The sequence below is a fragment of the Streptomyces sp. MZ04 genome (genome assembly GCF_004684775.1).
GTDB lineage: Bacteria > Actinomycetota > Actinomycetes > Streptomycetales > Streptomycetaceae > Streptomyces.
Genome location: NZ_SRIC01000141.1, coordinates 1 through 20563, shown reverse-complemented (window position 1 = coordinate 20563; position 20563 = coordinate 1). Strand labels below are relative to the sequence as shown.

The 20563-nt window shown below is 70.1% G+C and carries 22 protein-coding genes; 8 read left to right on the top strand and 14 right to left on the bottom strand.

Annotated features, from left to right (window positions below; all coding sequences use genetic code 11):
* The coding region (locus tag E2651_RS25880; protein ID WP_135333624.1) for an RNA-binding S4 domain-containing protein at positions 1-326 on the bottom strand (326 nt) is incomplete at its 3' end.
* A gap of 378 nt (positions 327-704) precedes the next feature.
* On the opposite strand from E2651_RS25880, the gene E2651_RS25875 reads away from it, so the two are divergent.
* A complete protein-coding gene (locus E2651_RS25875; RefSeq protein ID WP_135333623.1) occupies positions 705-2246 on the top strand; it encodes a recombinase family protein in 1542 nt (513 codons plus the stop codon).
* 57 nt (positions 2247-2303) lie between these two features.
* Here E2651_RS25875 and E2651_RS25870 read toward each other — a convergent pair whose 3' ends face one another.
* The 3 genes from E2651_RS25870 to E2651_RS25865 all read right to left on the bottom strand — a co-directional run bounded on the left by E2651_RS25870 (position 2304) and on the right by E2651_RS25865 (position 3806).
* Complete coding sequence (locus E2651_RS25870; RefSeq protein WP_135333622.1) at positions 2304-3098, bottom strand: hypothetical protein; 795 nt, start codon at positions 3096-3098, stop codon at positions 2304-2306.
* Positions 3099-3250: 152 nt separating this feature from the next.
* Positions 3251-3424 carry a hypothetical protein gene (locus E2651_RS44150; RefSeq protein ID WP_167828893.1) on the bottom strand — a complete coding sequence of 58 codons (174 nt, stop codon included), beginning with the start codon at positions 3422-3424 and terminating at the stop codon, positions 3251-3253.
* Between the two features lie 178 nt (positions 3425-3602).
* The gene (locus tag E2651_RS25865) at positions 3603-3806 is read right to left on the bottom strand and encodes a hypothetical protein (RefSeq protein WP_135333621.1); all 204 of its coding nucleotides are present in this window, start codon (positions 3804-3806) and stop codon (positions 3603-3605) included.
* 170 nt (positions 3807-3976) lie between these two features.
* On the opposite strand from E2651_RS25865, the gene E2651_RS25860 reads away from it, so the two are divergent.
* Both E2651_RS25860 and E2651_RS25855 read left to right on the top strand, forming a co-directional pair.
* The gene (locus E2651_RS25860) at positions 3977-4690 is read left to right on the top strand and encodes a DUF6879 family protein (RefSeq protein ID WP_135333620.1); all 714 of its coding nucleotides are present in this window, start codon (positions 3977-3979) and stop codon (positions 4688-4690) included.
* Between the two features lie 15 nt (positions 4691-4705).
* Positions 4706-5557: a helix-turn-helix transcriptional regulator gene (locus E2651_RS25855; protein WP_135333619.1), complete on the top strand. Its 852-nt coding sequence runs from the start codon at positions 4706-4708 to the stop codon at positions 5555-5557.
* A 385-nt stretch (positions 5558-5942) separates the two neighbouring features.
* Here the strand turns inward: E2651_RS25855 and E2651_RS25850 are convergent, their stop codons facing one another.
* Positions 5943-6212: a hypothetical protein gene (locus E2651_RS25850; protein WP_245239217.1), complete on the bottom strand. Its 270-nt coding sequence runs from the start codon at positions 6210-6212 to the stop codon at positions 5943-5945.
* 266 nt (positions 6213-6478) lie between these two features.
* Between E2651_RS25850 and E2651_RS25845 the strand changes: the two genes are divergently transcribed.
* A complete protein-coding gene (locus tag E2651_RS25845; RefSeq protein WP_135333617.1) occupies positions 6479-6700 on the top strand; it encodes a hypothetical protein in 222 nt (73 codons plus the stop codon).
* Here E2651_RS25845 and E2651_RS25840 read toward each other — a convergent pair.
* From E2651_RS25840 to E2651_RS25825, 4 genes are all read right to left on the bottom strand, one after another.
* Positions 6697-7230 carry a hypothetical protein gene (locus tag E2651_RS25840; RefSeq protein ID WP_135333616.1) on the bottom strand — a complete coding sequence of 178 codons (534 nt, stop codon included), beginning with the start codon at positions 7228-7230 and terminating at the stop codon, positions 6697-6699. The two genes, E2651_RS25845 and E2651_RS25840, sit on opposite strands and share 4 nt — an antisense overlap.
* 70 nt (positions 7231-7300) lie before the next feature.
* Positions 7301-7561: a hypothetical protein gene (locus E2651_RS25835; protein ID WP_135333615.1), complete on the bottom strand. Its 261-nt coding sequence runs from the start codon at positions 7559-7561 to the stop codon at positions 7301-7303.
* Between the two features lie 59 nt (positions 7562-7620).
* Positions 7621-7860, bottom strand: coding sequence for a hypothetical protein (locus E2651_RS25830; RefSeq protein WP_135333614.1), 240 nt, complete (start codon positions 7858-7860; stop codon positions 7621-7623).
* Between the two features lie 232 nt (positions 7861-8092).
* Positions 8093-8683, bottom strand: coding sequence for a helix-turn-helix domain-containing protein (locus E2651_RS25825; protein ID WP_135333613.1), 591 nt, complete (start codon positions 8681-8683; stop codon positions 8093-8095).
* Positions 8684-8992: 309 nt separating this feature from the next.
* Here E2651_RS25825 and E2651_RS25820 point away from each other — a divergent pair, with 309 nt between their 5' ends.
* From E2651_RS25820 to E2651_RS25810, 3 genes are all read left to right on the top strand, one after another.
* Positions 8993-9190, top strand: coding sequence for a hypothetical protein (locus tag E2651_RS25820; protein WP_135333612.1), 198 nt, complete (start codon positions 8993-8995; stop codon positions 9188-9190).
* Positions 9191-9571: 381 nt separating this feature from the next.
* A complete protein-coding gene (locus E2651_RS25815; protein ID WP_135333611.1) occupies positions 9572-11047 on the top strand; it encodes a hypothetical protein in 1476 nt (491 codons plus the stop codon).
* Between the two features lie 364 nt (positions 11048-11411).
* Positions 11412-12113 carry a hypothetical protein gene (locus E2651_RS25810; protein ID WP_135333610.1) on the top strand — a complete coding sequence of 234 codons (702 nt, stop codon included), beginning with the start codon at positions 11412-11414 and terminating at the stop codon, positions 12111-12113.
* A 649-nt stretch (positions 12114-12762) separates the two neighbouring features.
* Here E2651_RS25810 and E2651_RS25800 read toward each other — a convergent pair.
* Positions 12763-13044 carry a hypothetical protein gene (locus tag E2651_RS25800; protein ID WP_135333608.1) on the bottom strand — a complete coding sequence of 94 codons (282 nt, stop codon included), beginning with the start codon at positions 13042-13044 and terminating at the stop codon, positions 12763-12765.
* Positions 13045-13283: 239 nt separating this feature from the next.
* Between E2651_RS25800 and E2651_RS25795 the strand changes: the two genes are divergently transcribed.
* Positions 13284-14978 (top strand): serine/threonine-protein kinase, encoded by a 1695-nt coding sequence (locus E2651_RS25795; RefSeq protein WP_135333607.1) that lies wholly within the window; start codon positions 13284-13286, stop codon positions 14976-14978.
* Between the two features lie 75 nt (positions 14979-15053).
* On the opposite strand, the gene E2651_RS25790 is transcribed toward E2651_RS25795, so the two are convergent.
* From E2651_RS25790 to E2651_RS25775, 4 genes are all read right to left on the bottom strand, one after another.
* Complete coding sequence (locus E2651_RS25790; protein ID WP_135333606.1) at positions 15054-15449, bottom strand: DUF488 family protein; 396 nt, start codon at positions 15447-15449, stop codon at positions 15054-15056.
* Between the two features lie 33 nt (positions 15450-15482).
* Positions 15483-16535 (bottom strand): esterase-like activity of phytase family protein, encoded by a 1053-nt coding sequence (locus tag E2651_RS25785; RefSeq protein WP_348541669.1) that lies wholly within the window; start codon positions 16533-16535, stop codon positions 15483-15485.
* Positions 16536-16704: 169 nt separating this feature from the next.
* The gene (locus E2651_RS25780; RefSeq protein WP_135333604.1) at positions 16705-17940 is read right to left on the bottom strand and encodes an acyltransferase; all 1236 of its coding nucleotides are present in this window, start codon (positions 17938-17940) and stop codon (positions 16705-16707) included.
* A complete protein-coding gene (locus E2651_RS25775; protein WP_245239215.1) occupies positions 17937-20297 on the bottom strand; it encodes a glycosyltransferase in 2361 nt (786 codons plus the stop codon). Before E2651_RS25775 ends, E2651_RS25780 begins: the two co-directional genes overlap by 4 nt.
* Positions 20298-20563: the final 266 nt, after the last annotated feature.

Here is a 20563-nt window from a genome sequence, read left to right as displayed (position 1 = left end):
GCCTCGCGGGGCGGCGGGGGAGGGCTGTTGTCGACGTAGCACTCGACGGCGACCGGTGGGCCGACGCGCTTGCGGATGAGGCGCTTGACCACGACGACGTGCTCCCGGCCGCCCGCGTGGCGCAGCCGCACCTCGTCGCCCACGTGCACGCCGTAAGCGGGCTTCACGCGCTCGCCGTTGACCCGTACATGGCCGCCCTTGCAGGCAGCCGCGCCCATCGAGCGGGTCTTGACCAGGCGTACGGACCAGATCCAGGCGTCGACGCGCACGGAACCCGCGCCCGCGCCCGCCGCGCCGCCGTCCTTGGCGGGGTGGTCGCCGACCATCAGGGTATCGGCGGGGGCCACGCCGAGTTCCGCGCAGGCGTGGCCGAAGAGGAGCGGGTCCGGCCGGAGTTGCTCGTAGCGGGCGCCGGCGTGCGGGGCGAGGGCCGGGGCGGAGGCGTACCAAGTGGTGAACGTGGCGGTGGGCCTCGGACGAGACGTCACAGGCGTGCTGCGCCGCCATGACCGCCGGGGTCGGCGAGGCCCTTCTCCAGGGCTGTCAGGATGGCGTCCATCGTGGGCTCGTCCACCGGGTCCGGCAGTGCGGCGCGGATGCGGTCGGCGTACGGGGCGATCTGGAAGAGCGTCCCGGAGAAGACGGGTATTTGGGTAGACCCCCTTTAGGGCGAGGCTTGAAGGAGAGCCCCAAGGAGGCCACCAATGAAGATCACCGAGCAGCGAAACGCGATCATCTACGCCCGCATCAGCTCCGACCGCGAAGGCCGTGAGTACGGGGTGGAGCGGCAGGAGGCGCACTGCCGCCGCCTGGCCGAGCGGCGCGGATGGCAGGTTGTCACCGTGCTGGTCGACAACGACATCACCGGCACCGGCAGCAAGCGGCGCCCCGGCTATGAGCAGATGCTCGACCTGCTGCGGGACGGGGCCGCGAACGCCATCCTGGCCGTCTCGGACAAGCGCCTGAACCGCAACTACCGGAACGCGTTCGCGCTGCTCGACCTGATCCAGGAGCAGGACATCGCCGTCGAGTTCACCAAGGGCGGTGCCATCAACATGAACACCGCAGAGGGCCGGGGCATCGCCCGGCGCAAGGCGATCGACGCGCAGGAGGAGAGCGAGGAAATCGGCGAGCGTGTCGCCGACGCCAAGAAGGACAACGTCCGTGACGGCACCTACCGGGGCGGCGGCCGACCCTTCGGCTACGAGCGCGACGGCGTCACGCTGCGCGAGGACGAGGCTGCCTACCTCCGCGACGCCACGCACCGCATTCTCGCCGGTGAGTCCGTGCGCTCCATCCTCCGCCTGTGGGAGGCCGACGGAGTCCGCACTCCAGCCCGCCGCAAGCGGCTCCCCGACGGCACCAGGTCCGAGCCCATCTCGCGCTCGTGGACCCCGTCCACGCTTCGCAACCTGCTGTTCCGGCCCCGCAACGCGGGCCATATGGAGGTCGCCACGGCGGTCACCAAGAAGAGGCAAGGAGAGATCACGGGCAAGGCCGTGTGGCCCGCGATCGTGTCCGAGGACGAGTGGCGGCAGTGCAGGGCCGTGCTGGAGAACCCCGTCCGCCGCACCACCCCGGGCAACGCCCGCCGGTGGCTGGGCGGGCGACTGTACCTCTGCGGCGTCTGCACCGGCCCCGTCTGCACTACCGGCCGGGGCAGCGGCAACGGCTCCGTCTATACGTGCGGCCCTAAGCGGCACATCACCCGGGACGCCGCAGCCGTGGACGACCACGTGGAGCGCACCGTCCTCGGCCAGGTGGTCTGGGAGGCCCTCCGTGATCCATTCTGGCCCCCACCTCCGGAGGCCCCGGCGGGCCCGCCCACCGGGCAACTGTCCGCCCGGCATGCCACACTCCGCGCTCAACTGGAGGCCCTCGCCGAGGCGTTCGGCGACGACGATGCCGACCTCGCGCTCTACCGCGTCCGCGCCCGCCGGATCACGGACGAGATCAAGGCCGTGGAGCAGGGGATCGCTGAGGCCGTTGCCGCCTCCGCAGCGCAGCCCGCCCTGCTGGCCGGTGTCGACCTGCCTGAGCTGGTCCGCCGTCACCAGGCCGACACGGACGACGCGTTGGCGTGGTGGCGGGAGACCTACAGCCTGGAGTATCGACGGAAGATCCTTCAGGTGCTGGTCGTGGTGACGGTCCGGCCTGGCAGCTCGGGCCGTCCCCCCGGGTGGGTGCCGGGAGCGCCGTACTTCAACCCCGAAACCGTGGACATCGACTGGACGGGGGCAGCCTGACCCACCCGAACAACGAGGAGCCCGGCCAATGGCGCTGCTGGCCGGGTTCCCTGCTGTCTACCGCTTGAGCTGGGCCAGGAAGTCGTCCACGAACTTCTTGACCTCGGCCCGGCTATTCACTTCCTCCACGTTCAGCCGGTCGACCACCTTCACCCCAGAGTGCAGCAGAAGGCGGCTGCGGCTGTGGTCGCGCCCGGCGTGGCCTTTGTGGTGGGGCCCGTCGATCTCAATGACACCGGCGTATCCGCGATACGTGATCAACAGGTCAGGCTCGAATGTCCAACCCCGTACCCGCATGCCGCCCAGGGGCATGATCCCGATCGTCTCGTTGTCGGGTAGGGACTCCTGCCGTTCCCTGAGCGCCCGGTACACATCCAGCTCCCATTCGTTTGTGAAGCGGAGTTGGTTCTCGAACGGATGGCCAGGTTCGAGTTGCACCTTGCGCCCTTGGTTGCTCGGCTTGGGGCCGTTGGCGGTCTTGATCTGCTTCCGCCAGTCCGGGCCGAGGCGAGGAATCGAGGGCCGGGCAACGAGCTCATCAACCGACTTCCCCGATCCCCACAAAACGTCTCGCATGACCTCGGTGATGGGCTCCAGCTGCTGCTCGTTGTAAGCGGAGTACAGGCTCGGCTCCACTACGAGCACGACCCGATAGCCCTCGTGGTCGAACTCCGTGTTCCAGAGCCTCACCTCAACCGCTGACACGTCGGCGATCATCCGGGCAATGTCAGCCTTGCCCAGGTGGTAGGCGAGAACAGCGCTCGTCCCGAGAAGCCACTCACTCACGAGGGGAGCATTCTTCGGAGCGTCGAGGGCCAGGGTCATGTCGGGCGACGGCAGCTCATCACTCATGCACCAGATTGTGGCAGTCGCCACCGACAACGGAAGGCGGCGGAGACAGGCGGATTCTCGACAACATGGTCAGCCGGCAATGGGGTTGAGGCCATCAGGCACAACGGAGCCCGGCCGGGCGTCATCACCGGCCGGGCTCCTCGCTGTTCGGGCTACGAGCTGTGACAGGTACAGCCACACCTCCGCATGAGCAGGATGCCGACGGAGTGGGGCAGCGGTACGTCCTCGGTCTGGGTGCACTCACGGTGCAGCGCCTTGTACCCGGGCCGCTCGGCCAGCGTGCACGCGGCCGAGAGCGGCGGGGTCTTGGTCGTGGGGGCGCTCATGGTGCGTCCCGCCGGGCCGTACAGCCCACGCACCCGCAGGGCGGGTACGCGCTCGTGGTCGGCACCGGGTCATCCGCGCCCATCACGCTCACCCGGCCCCGGTCCTCCACCACCTCCCCGCCCCCGTTCACCCGGTACACGCGCAGGGTCATCCTCACGGCGGGGGCGGCTGTCTCGCTCATGCGCACCCCCGGCGGATCGCCTCGGCCAGCCGGAGCGCAACGTCCGCCCTCACCCGGCCCAGGTTGATCAGGTTCAAGTAGGGAGACGCCACATCCGTCTCCAGGGACGGCAGTACGATCCCCGCCGCCGTCAGCGCTCCGCGCAGTGACTCCATCGCCGCCACGGTCTCCGTGGGGCCCACCTCATGTGTCGTGGCCATGAACTCAGCCTCGGATCAAGGTTGTTGGCCCAGCTAGCGGCTATACCCGGTTATTCGCGGGTAGGGGCTGGCTATACGCGAGAATTCTCCCGTAGGCGTCGGCCCGGCGTAGCCCGCCGCACCCCGCTCCGCCAGGCTGATCCAGAACCCGGACCAAGGAGGGCAACACCATGGCGCGCAAGATCCGCTTCAACGGCACGGGCAGCGGCGACACCGGCTGCCCCTCCGTCCATGAAGACCTCGGCTCAGGCGAGGTCATCGTTCACGGCCCGCCCCTCACCGACCCGGACGATGTAGCTCAGCTCCAGCACCTCGGCCCCGGTGAGGTGCCCATCGTCGTCCCCCGCGAACTCATCACCGACTGGGGGCCCAAGGACGCCATGCGCCAAGCCAAGATCATCGACCTGCCTGTCTTCAACGGGCTGTTCGAGACGTTCAAGCACACCGCCTGGCGGCTGGAGACCCGCCGCCGCTACGCCAGCGACGAGGCCACCCCCACCTACGCGCAGTGGCTAGCCGAGGGGCGCGTCGACTCGGACATGGAGTCCTGGTACTGCAACACCATCCGCGCCGCGACCGCCGCCCGTAAGACCGTCGCCCGCGTCCGCGTGGTCGATTCGCCGCCGACCGAGGGTCAGCGCTACCTCATGGTCAACGCGGAGAGGAACACCGCCCTGGGCGAGGAGATCCGCACCCTCTCCCGCGCCGACGCCGAGCGCCTGAGCCTCGACAACGACGACTTCTGGATCTTCGACTCCCGCCTGGTGGCCCGGCTCAACTTCACCGACTCTGACGAGCTGGTCGACGTCGAGCTGATCACCGAACCGGCCGAGGTCGTCCGCTACTCCATGCTGCGTGACGCCGCCTGGCACCACGCCGCCTAGCCCGAGCAGGTACCCGTGACCACCGACTACCAGCAAGCACGCCAGGCACTCGGCATCCGCCTGCGTGAGCTGCGGCTCAACGCGCCTGCCGGTCGGCTCACGGGTACCGGTCTGGCGGCCATCCTCGGCTGGCCGCAGCCCAAGGTGAGCAAGCTGGAGAACGGCCGCCAGACCGTCACACCCGACGATCTGAAGGCGTGGGCCGCCGCCACCGGCCAGCCTGACGCCTATCCCGAACTCCTCGCCCGGCTGCGGGGGTTCGAGTCGCACATCCGGTCTTGGCGGCGGCAGCTCGCTGCCGGGCACCAGTCCGTCCAGCAGGACCACGCCGCCCAGTACGAGCGCTCCGCCTTGGTGCACGGCTTCGAGAGCGTCACCGTGCCGGGCATCCTCCAGACCGCCGACTACGCCCGGTCGATCTTCACCCGGTACGCGGAGCTTCAGCGCTCGCCCCGCGACACCGAGGCTGCCGTACGTGCCCGGCTGCGCCGTCAGGAGCTGCTGTACGACTCCGCCCGGCGGTTCGACATCCTGGTCGGGGAGGCCGCGCTCCGCTCGCTCATCTGCCCGCACGCCGTGCTCGCGGCGCAGCTTGACCGGCTGGCCGGACTCGTCGGCCTGGACACCGTGCACCTGGGAGTCATCCCGTTCGCGGCTTCGCTCAAGATCCCGCCCACCGGCGGCTTCTGGATCCACGACGAACGCCTCGTCACGGTCGAGACGTGGCACGCCGACCTCTGGCTAGACGACGCCGACTCCATCGCCTTGTACCTGCGCACGTGGAACACCTTGCGGGAGTCGGCTGTCTACGGCGGCGACGCGCAGCGTGTCATCGCGGGTGCGCGGCGGGCTCTGAACACTGCCTGACGTGTCGGACCGGGTGTCAGACAGAAACGACTTAGGCCAGGGACCGCGTCAGCATCTGACCGACACGGGCTGAAACCGTCTGACAAGGAAGCTGACACCCGGGCCGGACGCCGGGACAGAGGGCGGCCGGACACGTCCGGGTCCGCCGGACAAGGTTGTTCCGGATAAGGAGTTGTCCGGCTGTGCTGCCTGCCTCTTATCCGGCGCCCTGTCCTGTCCGGGCGGGACAGGACAGCGGCCGTGTCGTGTCCGCGTACGGCTGTCCGGTGCTGATCCAGGCTGAACGGGGTGGACTCCTTGCCGGCGGTTTAGCTATTTCACCCTGCCACGGTCGGGCCAGCGCCGGACCGCCACGTGGAGTGAGACAGGTAGTGAACTCGGGGTGCTACTTGCCGACGGTGACTTTCTCGCTGTCGAGGAAGGCGGCGTGCGTCGCGGCTACGGCGATGAGCAGGATCAGGATGAATCCCCTGTAGGGCTCGTCAGCGCTTGCTGAGATCGACAGGGCTACGCCGATGATGACGACTTCGGCGACAACGTACACAACGGCGACCCACGGCTTGATCACGTGCTTGATCGCGGCGGCGACGAACGGCAGGGCGGCGAGGAACCCGAGACTGATCACGGGGACCAATACCCAGATGACGCGCGCCACTGTAGTGCGGTACATGCGCGGCCGACCGCCGGGGACGGGTGTGTTGAGATGCGGGCTTGCTCCGTAGGGTGAGTTAGCGGCCATGACGGCCCCCCTCTGATGGGTCCAGGGGGCCAGTGTCTGCCCGCTGGATACGGCGAGCACCTGGCATGTCCCCGATTGGGACAATCCGGCGGTAGCGCGCACGGAAGTGCGCCCCCTTGTCCCCAACAGGAATGGTCTCGGAGGCCGTTGGTCGGCAGCGCGCCGCGCTACGCTGCTGCGCCATGAAGTCGACGATTGAGTGCATCGACCGATGGGACATACAGCAGCCGCAGCGGGACGACACCCTGTGCAGCGCGCACGGGAAGAAGTGGTGCTCCCGGGATCTGGCGGCGGACGTATGGCTGAGCAACGCGGGCAGCCCGCGCATCCACTGGACGGTCTGCGCGCACTGGCTCGACAACGAGCCGGACGTGGCAGAGCACGACCGTCGCCAGGGCATCTAGCTTCGGCCGATGGTCTTGCGCTCCAGCTCGTTCAGACGACGGACGGCCAACTGTGCGTCGGACAGACCCGCTTGAGCAGCCTGGATCTGCAGGTCATACCGTTCTTGGTCTTCCTGGGCTTCCTTCCGGTCCCGAGCTGTGAGGTAGTCCTCTATGTAGCCACCGAGGATGCGCCGTGGTGGGGCATGGCCGAACGCAACGCGCCACGCGGCGATGACGCCGGTCAGCCCGGTGCGCAGCCTCTCGTCCGACAGGCGCTCCCGCAGGTCTTCAATCGTCCGGTCGGTGTCGCGCCGTTCCTCGTCCTGGAACCAGTCGGCCCGCTTACCCCCGGCCGAGGTGATGTCCTCGAAGTGCGTTCGGGCGGCTTCCACGGCGGCGCGCAGCGCCACGGGATCGGCACCCAGGGCGACGTGATGTCGGCGCACCCACGCCTTGTAGATCCACGTGCCCGCCGTCGCAAGGAATGCGAGCCAGCCGGGCGTGAACTTGAGCCAGTCGTCCCAGAAGGAAGTGGCAGCCAGGGTCATGCACGGAGTGTGGCGGCTGCGGCCCCACCCCCGAGCCTGATTAAGGCAATTCAGCCGGCAAGCGGTCGCCTCAGCTCAGACCAGCCCGCACGAGGTGCTCGGCGAGGGCCTCGCGGACGTTCGGCGGCAAGGTCCGCACCAGCTCGCCGAGCGTGCGGGCGTCACCCCACGTCCACCGCCGCAGCACGATGTCCATGGCGGCCAGGGCGTGTTGTGCGCGGAGGTCGGCCGCTTGTAGCTGTGCGCGGGTTGCGTCCATGACCGAGGGCGCGGCGGGCTGCGCGAGCGTGATGCCGGTCTCCTGTTCCACGACCCGCACCACAGCGGCCACGGCCTCGTCCGCCGCCCGCTGGTTCCTCGATGGTCTCGCGGGCGGCTGCGACCATCGCCTCAGGCAGGTTGGTCATGGTCAGTCTCCGGAGTGGCCCAGTAGAGGTCTGCTGTGCGCCGGGCCTGCTTGCGGCGGACCATCCCATCGAGCAGCAGGCGCGCACGGTCGGTGCGCATGCCGAGCAGCACGCCGACCGTGGCGGCGGTCGTCCCGGTGGTGCCGTTGTCCCGCAGGAAGCTCAACACCCGCTCGCTCGGCTTGAGCTGGGCCTCCGGCCAGGCCCACTGCCGGGCGCTCATCGCCGCCCCCGGCGGGCGGGCCGCCCCGCCTGAAGGTCCATCAGGGCGTGCCGAGGGCAATGAAACTCAGCGGTGCAGGTGCACCAGTCCGGGAACCGGCTCGTCCTGAAGGCGCCCCGGGCTCGGGCCTGAGCGGCTGCCTGACGGGCAAGCGCGGGGTCGAGTGTGGCGGCGGCCGTGCGGGCGGTCCGGAGCCGCTGAGCGGCTGCCTCCTGGATCTGCTGCGCTGCGTTCAACTCGGCCCGGACGCGGTCCTGTTCGGCCTGCTTGCGCCGGGTAGCTTCAGCCGGTCCGCCTCCCGGCGGCGGGCGGTGGCCTCGGCCGCCCAGCGGTGCCGATCGACCGGACATCCCTCGCCGAGTAGGAGCCGGGTGGCAGGGTCGTCGGCGGGCTCGGGTGTGTTGTGCACCCAGGCCGACATGTGGGCCCAACACGTAGGGCAGCCGCCCGCGTTGCGGATGCGGTTCAGGCTGGCAGCGGCCTCCAGCACGTCCCGGCCCCACAGAGCGAACGCGTCGGCGTGCAGCAGCCGGAGCGCGTCCCGCCCCTGGGGGAGGCGGCCCTCGAACGACCGGGGGCCGTAGGCGTCCTCGGGCGGGTGGAGGGTGGCGTCCACCGAGCGGGCGAAGGCGGCCGGGTCCGGTCGGCGGCGGAGGGCTTCGGCCCGGCGCTCGGTGCGGACGCGGTCCACGTCGGCGGCGCGGACGGCGGCGGGGCTGGAGTGCGCCCGGTTGGGCAGCCGCCCGGCAGCGATCATCTTGCGGACGGCGGGCTCCGAAATGCCGAGCCGCCGGGCTGCGTCGGCTGCATTTATCTCGTCCATTGTCCACCTAATTCGAGGGTGGGGAAGGTTTCGAAACAAAGGTACGCTGAACAAGGGCGCATCCCCAATGGCCAACGGCCAACGATCTGCGTCTTGGGGATGCGTCCTTTAGTTAATCCAGCCTGGATATGGATTAGCTAAATCAGGGCTAGAGACCTGACCTGGGCATTAGGTGATACACAATTAAGCGGTTACATTTGGTACTGGCCCCGGTGAGCTTTCCCGGGGAGGGCCCGTGGCGGGTGAGGAATACGCCACCACAGCCGCAATGGGTGCGGACAGAGCATCATCTGTCCTGCGAGGACTCCCATGGCTACCAGGGCCTACATTCGGCGCAAGCCGCTGGACCCCGAATTCACCCGCGAGCGCGCCCGTAAGGCGCGTGCCGCTCAGCTCTCCGTCGAGCACTACGTGCAGAAGATCGCGGAGAGCAGGAGCGAACTCACCGACGAGCACATAGCCCGGCTGCGTAGTCTGCTCGTCCCTGCCGGGGGTGCGACGGAATGACCACATCCGAAAGCCCCGGCGTGGACAACCGGGGCTCCGCAGAAGACGCGACCAACGTCAATGGTGAACGTACCCGAAATGGCGCGGCAATAAGCTCGACCGGAATCTGTGACATCGAAGGCGCCTTGACTGCCGCCGGGCTCGGATACCGGTCGAGCGAGAACCGGTGGGAATGCCCGGTCCACGGGGGCCACGCTCTCGCTGTCACCCGGGGAGCGCCGCTTTCCGTACCCGGACGAGGACGGGGTCAAGCTCTACGACGTCATCCGCCGCCAGGACGCCGACGGGTCCAAGACGTTCAAGCAGCAGGCGGCCGACGGCTCTTGGTCGCTCAAGGGCGTACGGCGGGTGCATTACCGGCTCCCGGCGGTGCGGGCGGCTGTGACCGAGGGCCGGGCGGTCCACCTGGCCGAGGGGGAGAAGGCGGCCGACGCACTGCACGCCTCCGGCCAGGCGGCCACCTGCAACAGCGGCGGATCGGCAGGCTGGCTTGATGAGTTGGCCGACTCGCTGAAGGGCGCGGCCGAGGTAGCGGTGTGGCAGGACCGGGATGACGCCGGGGCGAAGTGGACCGCCGCCGTGACCAACTCTCTGGAGGCGCGCGGGATTCCGCACAGGGTCGTGCAGAGCCGCACCGAGGGCCCGGCCGATGATGCGTGGGATCACATCGCGGCGGGCTGGAGCGCCGAACAGGCCGTGGCGGTGGAAGTACGTGCTGCCGAGCTGGAGTTCGCCCCGGAAGCCAGCCGGGAGGTCAGGGAAGAGGCCCTGCGGATCCTGCGTCACAGGGAGGCGATGCGCCTTGTCACCCAGTACGAGGCCAGCCAGCGGACGAACACCACCATGACCGTCTCGCAGGCCCTGGACGCCTTGCTGAGCGGAGAGGACATGGACGTCCCCCCTGTGGCCCGGCTGGAGGGTGACCGGAGCGGCCGGGGGCTGTTCTACCCCGGGCACGTGAACGGGCTCTTCGGAGATGGCTCGGTCGGCAAGTCGGTGATCGTGGCCGAGGTTCAGGCGCGGGTGCTGAGCGAGGGCGGGATCGTCGTGCACTGGGAGTTCGACAACAACCCGGTCAAGGCGATCGTCGCCCGGCTGCTGCACGCGGGCGCGGAACCGGACAGCATGCGTGACCGGTTCAAGGTGATCTACTCCGTGGCCGACCGAGATGCGCTCACCGGCGACGTGCAGCGCGCGGTCAAGCTGGTGACCCTCGACGCGCTCAACCCCGCAATCACCTCTCTGGGCCTGGACCCCTACCACCCCGGCGGAGTCGACGGCGTGGTGCGGGAGTTCTTCGCGCCGTTCACGCTGCACGGCGCGTGCGGGCTGTTCGTGGACCATGTCGGCCACGAGAGCAAGGACCGGCAGGCGGGCTCCATCCGCAAGGCGCAGGCGGTACAAGGCGCCCTGTACGAGGTCGTCAAGGTCGCCGCGCTCAAGCCCGGCGCAACCGGCGAGTCCCGCCTCGTGCTCCGCAAGGACAACCGGGGCGGGCTCGGTGACATGGAGGGCAAGACGGTGGCGACGGCGGTCATGACCTCCGAGGCCGACAAGGACGGACGGCCGGGCCGCGTGCGGACGACGTTCAGGGCGCCGGACCCATTCGTCCCTGATGTGCAGGAGAGGACGTCTCTCACAAGGGAGGACAACGTACGGCGGATCATCGCTGAACTGGACCGGGCAGGGATTCCGAACGACGTCAGCATCCGGGGTGCGCGGGGGTTTCTTGCGCACGCGGACGTGGTCATCAGGGCGAAGACCGAAGACTTCGCGACTGCTGTTGCTGCTCGCAAGCTCCGGCCTGTACCCCTCGGGGGTCCTACGGACCCCCACGAGGAGGGGTACACAGGGTGATCCCCTTCGAGGGGTACAGCAGAGGTACAGGAAAACCCCTGGTCAGAAGGGGGTGTACCCCTGCTGTACCCCGTACCCCTCGGGAGGGGGGCACCCCCCCGGACAACACCCCGGGGTACACCTCGAACGGAGACCCGATCATGACCTCGAACCGCTGCTTCATGCACCCCCATTGCCCGGCGGATGAGCACAACGTCGGCTGCCCGGTACGCGGACGCGAAGAGCCCCGGCCCTGCATGGGTGAGCCGTACTGCGACCCCGAGCTGTGCGGGCCGCCGTGCCATCACCCGGCCTGCCCTGAGCACTCTTTGTCGGCTCACCTCTAGCCCCACCCGTAACACGACCTGTTCACTGAGGAGTGATCATGGGCGCACCGCCGCAGGCCCGCCGCCGTCGGGCCACCAACGCCGAGCGTGACGAGAAGATCTTCAAGCTCAAGGTCCGTGGGCTGACCGAGCGGCAGATCGCCGCAGAGGTCGGGCTGAGCCAGGCCCGGGTCAACGGGATCATCGAGCAGCGCATCGCCGCCCACCTTGGGCCGGTGGTGGGCGACATGGTCGCCCTGCGGGACGCTGAGCTGCACGACCTGTGGCTCAAGGCGCAGGCGCAGTACGCGGCCACCGACGACCCCGACACCCGGCTCAAGGCGATCAACACCCTGCGGGGGCTCAACGAGTCGCGGCGCAAGCTGCACGGCGCCGACGCCCCCGAGGCGATGACCATCAAGCTGGACAAGCGGCTAGATGACGAAGGCGCCGACATAGCCGAGGTGCTGCTCAAGGTGATCCCCGAGGTGCTGGCGGCCGTCGATCTGGACCGGCCGTACAGGGACAGGCTCACCACCTACGCCCTGGAGCTGGCCGGGTGGCACCTCCGCGCGGTCGAGGGGGACCCCGGCGTCCCGCGCCCCGAGGCTCCCCGGCCCCAACTCGCGCTGCCGCCGGGGGCGTCGGCCGGACCGCCCGCACCCGACCCGCCTCCCCACCGGGTAGAGCCAGACGGTGCGGACGCGGTGCTCGCTCAACTGGCTCGGTTCGAGGATGAGTTCGGAGGACTCGATGACTGACCGCCGCAAGCAGATCAAGAAGCAGCTCCGCGCTATCGCCGCAACCCGGGCGCACCCGGTGCGGCCGAGGAGGCGCAGCGCCTGACCGGGGAGTACCGGCGGCTGTCCCGCCCCGAGCCGACCTCGGCCGCCCAACGCACCATCATCGAGCCGGACATCAGCGACGCGGACGCGGAAGCGATCAAGACATGGCCGGACGAGCTGCGCAACCGGCTGCACGACCGGGCCCTGACGAGGCAGATCATGCCGTGGCGAGACTGACCTGGGTCTTTCCCTGGCCCAGCGGATCGTGGGCGATGAGGGGCAACTGCCAGTGATTCCATGGCGCTTGGTGCTCGGTGGATCAGGCCCCGGCGGCTGGTGGTGCTGCGCATCGCCCCAGGTCGGGAGCCTGTGAATCAAAGGCGCCAGAGGAGGAGCTAGACGTGTTGTAACCAAATCTTTGACAAGTCGAAGAGCACCGCGCGGGGCGGGGTGACGGGCGCCGGGGCGACGGCCCTGATCGGGCCCTCGGGGCCGCAGACGGGCGGTCGGGCGGGAGTTGGGGAGCCTGCATCCGGTCTTCCTGTCGCGCGCCCGGTCAGCGCGCGATCAGAGAGCGGAGACACACGGCGCCCCGTGGGGGCGGGGCGCCGGTGCCGTCAGGGGCTCAGAGGATGAAGACGCTCTGGGCGGTTTCCGTGTAGTAGGTCTCGCCCGGATAGACGAGCCATTCGACCGGGCCCAAGCACGCGGGGCCGCTGTGGACCTCGGCGATCGCGTCCGTGTTGTTGCTCACCGAGGTCGGGAACCAGTCGACGGGATAGCAGCCGCTCGGGTCGACGTAGTCGGTGCCGTTGATGGTCAGGACGCCTTCCGCGGCGTACGCCGAGCCCGACATCCCGAGTGTCAGGGTCGCCGCGGCCGCCATCGCCCCCAGGGTCATGGCCATGCGTCGTCGTCGCATCATGAGTGAGATCCCCTCCGCCGCACGGGCCGCTCCCTCCGCGACCCGCTCGAATCACCTAAAGTAGGCGATCAGGCACGTCACGTATCCGGCGCGCGGGGGCACATCCCCGCGGCACGTGCGCCGTTCACTTCCCTTCACCGGTCGGTCACGCCACACCCGCACCATCGCCATCAGAGCTCCCAACTGGGCCATCTGCAACGGGAGTTCGTATGATGCGGGCCATGGCGAGTCACGGGGATCTCATAGCGGGGCGCTACCGCATCACCACACCGCTCGGGCGCGGCGGCATGGGCACGGTCTGGCGGGCGAAGGACGAACTACTGGGCCGCTCCGTCGCGGTGAAGGAGCTGCACGTCGACGCGGGTCTCACTCCCGCCGACGCCGAGAGCCGGCGCGAACGCACGCTGCGCGAGGCGCGCTCGGTGGCGCAGGTGAAGCACCCCGGCATCCTGGTCCTGCACGACGTCGTCCAGCACGACGGGCAGCCGTGGATTGTGATGGAGCTGATCGACGGCCGCTCGCTCGCCGACCGGATCGCCATGGACGGTCCTGTCCCTCCCGCCGAGGCCGCCCGGATCGGTCTGGCGTTGCTCGCCGCGCTGCGCGCCGCCCACGCGGCCGGCGTGCTGCACCGTGACCTCAAGCCCGCGAACGTACTCCTGGAGGCGGGCACGGAGCGCGTGGTGCTCTCCGACTTCGGGATCGCCCAGGTCGACGGGCAGACGACGCTCACAGAGACGGGCGCGTTCGTCGGCTCGCCCGAATACACCGCCCCGGAGCGCATGTCGGGCAAGCGCACCGGCCCGGAGTCCGACCTGTGGTCGCTCGGGGTGCTGCTCGCCGCCGCCGTGGAGGGCGAGTCGCCGTTCCATCGCGACTCGGTGGCGGGGGTGCTGCACGCGGTCGTGATGGACGAGATCCAGGTGCCGGAATCGGCCGGTCCGCTGACTCCCGTCGTACGGGGCCTGCTTGAGCGGGATCCGGCACAGCGGCTCGGTGCCGACGAGGCCGAGCAGGCGCTGCGCGGCTTCCTCGTGGAGGAGCGCATGCCGACCGTGCCTCGCACGCCGGTGCCCCGCAGACCCGCGGCGCCGCCCCCGTCCGACGACGCGATCGTGCTCGGCGCCACCCCCGCGCCCACCGCACGCCCCCGGATCCGTACGGCGCTCCTGGCGGGCGCCCTGGTACTCGCGCTCGCTGCGGGCGGCACGGGCGCGTGGGTCATGACGCGGGACGACTCGAGCAACGCGGGGAGGGAAACGACGGGGCGTGGCGGGCCTGCCGATGAGGTGAGCGAGAAGCCGGAGACCGCCAAGCCGTCGAAGACGCCGACGAAGAAGCCCTCCAAGAGCCCCGACAAGCCGAAGAACCCCGACAAGAAGCCGACCATCGACCCCAGGCCGTCCGCCGACGGCACCGGCAAACCCACCCCCGACAAGCCGAAGAACCCCTCCAAGCCTCCCAAGGACCCCGCCCCCGCGGGCTATCAGACGGTCAACGACCCGACCGGGTTCAGCATGGCGGCGCCCACCGGCTTCGTCCGCTCCAACGAACCGCCCCGCGTCTTCTACAACTCGGCGGACAACGCCTTCCGCATCGGTGTCCACCCTCAGCCGCTCGACCCGGACGGGCCGGTCGCGGTGATGCGGCAGGCCCACAAGGATGGGCCTTCGGACTACCCCGGCTACCGCGACGGCTCGGTGCGCGAGACCACGCACAACGGCCACCCTGCCGCCGTCTGGGAGTTCACCTGGGACGGCGGCTCCGGGGACGGCGGTCCGCGCCGCACCTACGACCTGAGCTGGGACGAGGGCGGCAAGATGTACGACCTGTGGGTCTCCGCACCCGTCGGGCGCGCGGCGGCGGGCGAGCGGCACTTCGTCGAGGCGCACCAGTCCTTCGAGCTGGGCGGCTGATAAGGCGATTGGCACGAGTGACGCGAGTTACGCGAGTGATGCGAGTGATGCGAGTTACGCGAGTGATGCGAGGGCTCAGGAACCCTCGGCCCCCTCGGCCCCCTCGGCCCCCTCTGCCCTCAACACCTCCCGCAGCGTGGGCAGATGGCTGTGCTCCGGATCCTTCACCGCGGTGATCAGAGTGACCGTCCCGGCGGCCGCGAGCTCCCGCAGGCGCAGGATCGCGTCCTGCTGCTCCGGTCCTTCGAGCTCGGCGCGGTAGCGACGGGTGAACTCCTCGGACTCATCCCGGTGTTGATGGAACCACGTACGCAGCCCGTCGGAAGGCGTGATCTCCTTGGGCCACTCGTCAACGGCGGCGCTCTCCTTGGAGACGCCTCGCGGCCACAGGCGGTCCACCAGGACGCGTACGCCGTCGGCTTCGGTGGGCGGGTCGTACACGCGGCGCACGGGGAACGGCTGGGTCTCCATGCCCCCATCGTCGCGCCCCGCACGGCCGCGCCTTCACCGGCGCGGCGGCAGCTTCACCCGAAGGCTGTAGAGGCGGGTGATCTGCTGCGGCAGTTCGTTGTCGTCGCTGACGAGCAGCAGCCGCAGCGCGCCGTGACCGTCGTGACCGCCGCGGCCGGTCACCGCCATGCCCTCGATGTTGTCGATCAGCGGGTTGTTGCCGGGCGGCAGGTTCGAAGGGGCGCCCATGGAGGGGCAGTCGGTGAGATCGGCCAGGAGCGTCTTGCGGATCACGCGCGTGTTCCCGTCCAGGCGCTCCACCGCGCCGGTCTCCTCGGCGCCGCGCACATCGGCGACGTACAGCCGTACGGAGATCACGAAGTTCTGCGTGAAGCCGCGCTCCAGGACGAGGATGCGGCCGTCCCCGGCCGGCGCGAGCTCAACGAGACCCATGCCGGGGTCGACGGCGTACCCGTACTGCGGACCGACGCGGAACTCGCCGCCGTGCGCACCGCGTTGCCAGGTCTGTACGCGGTTCAGGGTGCGCCCCGCGGCATCCGTGCCGTCGCCTTCCAGCGGACCCTCCATCCCCGCGACCAGGGTGCGTCCGCCGGGCAGCAGCGTCAGGCTCTCGAAGGTCTGGTTCTGCCGGGCGCGGCCCGCCGGGGCCACCCGGAGAGGGTCCGGGACCGGAAGCCGGCCCGTGAGGGTGGTTCCGTCCTCGTCGTACCGGAGGACAGAAGGGGCCCGCTCGTCGGAGACCAGGTGGCTGCCGTCGCGGTCCGTGACGAGTCCCTCCGAGTCGAGCACCGCGCCCGTCTCGTCGGCCAGCGGGACGTACCCGGTGGCGCGCGGCTCGCCCCCGCGCAGATCGAGCCTGAAGAGCGCCGAGCGGTCGGAGACCGCGGTCACGCTGCCGTCCCGCTCGACACTGAGCGCCGAGAGGCCCCCCACCAGGCGGCCGTCGACGGTGGTCTTGTTCAGGGCGTCCGAGTAGCCGGAGACGGTCACCCTCGGGGAGCAGGCCGCACGGTCGGCGGAAGCGGTGGTGGGAGCGGAGGCGGCGGGCGCGGCGCCCGTCGCCAGGAGTGCGGAGGTCGACGCCACCGCGAGCACTGTCCTACGAAATCGCATAAGGAGCCCCTTAATTGACGAGGCGTCAGTACACCAGTTGATCCCAAAAATGCGAACGGAGTTCGCAGAGCGATGCCGCCTCCCCCGTCCCACGGGGAGGCGGCATCGCCGTGTCAGCGGTCCATGCGTCCGGTCGTGGACGTCAGCGGGTCGGATCCGGATAGAACTCCCGCGTCGCGCCCTTGCCGTCCTTCGCCTTGCCGAGCAGGCTCGCCGGATACTCGATGAGCCAGTAGCTCGCCGTGCCGACGGCCAGCGCGACCGCGAGCACGATCAGCGCCGCGAACGGGAAACCCGCCCGACTCGTCGGCACCAGGCCGGACTTGATGAGCCAGAGCATCACCGGCTCGTGCCAGATGTAGAGGCTGTAGCTGATGAGCCCGACCGCCGTCACCCAGGGCGCCCGCAGCACGACGTGCCAGCGCACCTGTTCGCGCGGGCGCACCTGCAGCGTGGCGTAGAGCAGCGTGAACCACAGCACGGCCGCGATCGGGTGATAGTAGGTGTGCGCGAAGTTCTCCGGGTCGGAGAGGTACGACAGGGCGTAGAGCCCCGCGAGCGCCCCTGCCGAGAGCGGCACCGTCGCCCGTGCGCTCAGCCGGCCCCGCTCACCCAGCGCCACGAGCAGCACCGCGAGCCCCATGCCCGCCGCGAAGCCCCCGAAGCGGGCCTGCGGGCCGAAGTACACCGGCCAATTGGTGTGCGGCACCCCGACGACGTAATGCGCGACGGAGATCCAGACCACCGGAAGGACGAACAGCGCCGCGCACCCCGAAGCGCACACCGCGACGCGGGCCCGCCGTGTCGACAGCCTCCGGCACACCCGCACCGCCACCGGCCCGAGCGCGATGAGCGCCAGGTAGAAGGCCACCTCCAGGGAGAGGGACCAGGTGGGGCCGAGGGTGTAGAAGATGCGCTCCTGGTCGAAGACGTGCGTGAACGTGAGGTGTTCGACCAGGTCCCGCCAGTCCCCCGGCAGGGTCGGATTGCGGCTCGCCCAGACGACGAGCACCGCGAGGAAGTACAGCGGCAGGATGCGGATCGCCCGCCGGAAGAGGAAGCTCCGGCCGGTGCGGATCGTGCCGCCGTCGATGGCCGCGCGGGCGTACGACAGCGTGAGCAGATACGCGGACATCACGAAGAAGAGGTCGATCACCTCCAGTGAGATCAGCGCGCCGAGCCATGCGCTGTCGACGGGCGGGTGCGCGCCCGCCGCGTCGTAGGTGTACCACTCCTGCCATACGTGGAAGAGGACCGTGCTCAGGGCGGCGAGGCCGCGGTATCCCTGGAGTTCGAGCGCACGGCCGCGGGACGGGCGTGGAGCGGGAGGCAGCAGCTTGGACCGGGTGGCCGTGAGGGTGGTGATGGTGCTCGTCATGTCCGCACCACCGGTCCGGCCGCCTCGGGGACGGCGGCCTCGGGGACGGCGGCCTCGGGGACAGCGGCCCGTGGCGTGACCCGCCACTGCCGGTCGCCGAGCGCCTCCTTCAGATGCGCCTGGCGCGCCACCATGTTCTTGAAGTGGGTGTAGAAGAACGTCGACACCAGCAGATAGCGCCAGAACCACGCCTTGCGGCGGCGCAGTTCGGGCACAGCGAGCCGCCAGGCGAAGGCGGCCTGCACCACCCCGGCCGACATCGTGACGGCCGCGGCCATCAGGCAGACCGGCACCGCCCAGTCGAGCCGGTCGGCACCGCCCGCACGCCACGCCGCGTGCAGCAGGATCGGCAGGATCTGCAGCGTCAGCCACGGCTGCACCTCGCGCCAGCCGAGCAGCACGAACAGGCCCGTCTTCTGGCGCCGCGAGAACACCGGCGAGCGCAGCGCGCCCCACAGATGCCGCAGCGACACCTGGAGCCAGCCCTGCGCCCAGCGCGAGCGCTGGTTCCACAGCGGCCGCAGCAGCGTGGGCGCCAGCTCACGCGAGATGAGCGTGCGGTCCATGGCGATGCGGGCGCCCTCGTTCAGGGCGCGCATCGTCGAGTCGATGTCCTCGGTGAGCATCGAGCCGTGCATCCGGGTCCTGGCGAGCAGGTCCGTACGCCAGAAGCCGTTCGACCCGCCGAAGACCCCGAAGCCGTACATCCGGGTCCGTCCGGGATGGCTGACCGCGTAGATGGTCTCGAACTCGACGCCGACCGTCTGCGCGACCCACGAGCTGTCCCCGTTGCGTACGACGCAGTGGCCCTGCACGACGTCGTAGCCGTTGGACAGCCAGTCCCAGGCGTGCCGGAAGGCGTCCGTAGCCGGGTGGTGGTCGGCGTCGAAGATGCCGACGAACTCGCCGCGCACGCGCGTCACCGCGGCGTTGATGTTCTGCGCCTTGGACGTGCTGCCCGCGACCGGGAGCAGCACCAGGCGCGGGTCGCGGGCCGCCATGTCCCGCAGGGTGTCCTCGACGGGCAGCGCGTGCGGCGTGTTGTACGCGACGACGATCTCGAGCTCGCCGGGATAGTCGAGGCGCAGGAACGACTCGACGGTGTCGACGATCGTCGCCGCCTCGTTCGGCAAGTAGGCGGCAATGACGGCGCTGGCGGCCGGATAGGGCGAGCCTGCCCGGTCGGGCCTCGGGGTGGCGTCCAGCGAGAACAGGCACTCCATCATGATGAGCAGCGCGGAGAGCACGAGCCCGGCCACCACCACCCAGTAGGCGAACCCGGCCGCGTCCCAGCCCAGTTCGTACGCCTGCCGGTAGAGCGCGAACGGCACGCCGATGCCGAGCACCAGCGGGAGCACGGGTGAGATCAGCCGGGTCAGCCGGCCGAGCAGGACCCGGAACCCGGCGCGGGCGCGGCGGTGGCCGTGCGGGGCGCTCGCCCGCATCCACGGCTCGTAGCGCACCGGGCGCAGGTCCCGGTGGCGTACGGCCTCGGACACGGCGTCCCGCGCGTGCTCGGCGGCCCGGGTGTGGTCGGCGTACTCGGCGAGCGGGGTCCAGCCGATCGCCGGGGTGAGCCGGACGTTCTCGTCCGCGACGACGAAGCGGGTGCCCGCCACGGACGCGGCGAACTCCCGCAGGCTCCGGGCGGCGGTCTCCTCGTCGACACCGGGCATGAGCACGAGCAACTGCCCCGCCTCGTCCCATCCCAACCGGTCGCAGACGCCGCCCGATCGCTCTGCCACGCCTGCGAGACGCTCGGCGACCTCGCGCCGCACGCGCGGCCCGAGCCGTGTCTCGAGGGCGGCCATCTCGGCGACGCCGACGACGGCGAGCACACCGCCGCGCCGGGCGGCCGGCGGGCGGCTGAGCTCGCGGTCGAGCTCGTCCATGAAGTGCGGCCCCGAGTAGAGCCCGGTGCGCGGATCGCGCAGCAGGTTCTCGACCGGGACCGGGACGCGGTGCAGCTTGGCCGCTATCCGCGCGGACAGCTCGCACGGGTCGGACGCCTCCGGCAGGCAGTCGTCGGCGCCGCTGCGCAGCAGATCGGCGACGGTTCCGGGGGCGTGCGTGTCGGCGCCCGTGACCATGAGCAGCGGCAGCGCCTGCCCGGCTGGGTCGGCGCGCACCTCCCGTATGACGTCGAGGCCCTGCCGCCGCCCGTCCGGTCCGTCGTCGAGGGCCACGATCGCGTCGGGGGGCGCGAGCCTGACCTGACGGTGTACGTCGCCGGGTACGGCATGGGTGACTTCGTACCCGGTGAGCTTCAGCGTCCGGGTGAGGAGTTCACGGCTCGGCCCCGGCGAACCGACGGCCAGGACGTGGCCGCCGGGGGGTTGTTGTCCGGGGGCGGGCACGGGCCGGGAGGAGGTTGGAGTTTTCGGGCGTGCGGGAGCACGCCTCAAGGGTGTGGTGTACATCGGTGTGGTCCCATCCTGTTCGGATTGTGGGGGGAGGACCGGATTCGTTTGTTGAGCCGCCAACTAGCCCCAGAAACCAGGGCAATCGGCTATATCAGCCTCAACGATCACTGTGACACCGCACCTTCACTCGCGTAACGCTTGCATTACGACTCCGTGCGGGGGGGGAGCGCAGGCCCTGCGGGGTGCGTGCCCCGCAGGGC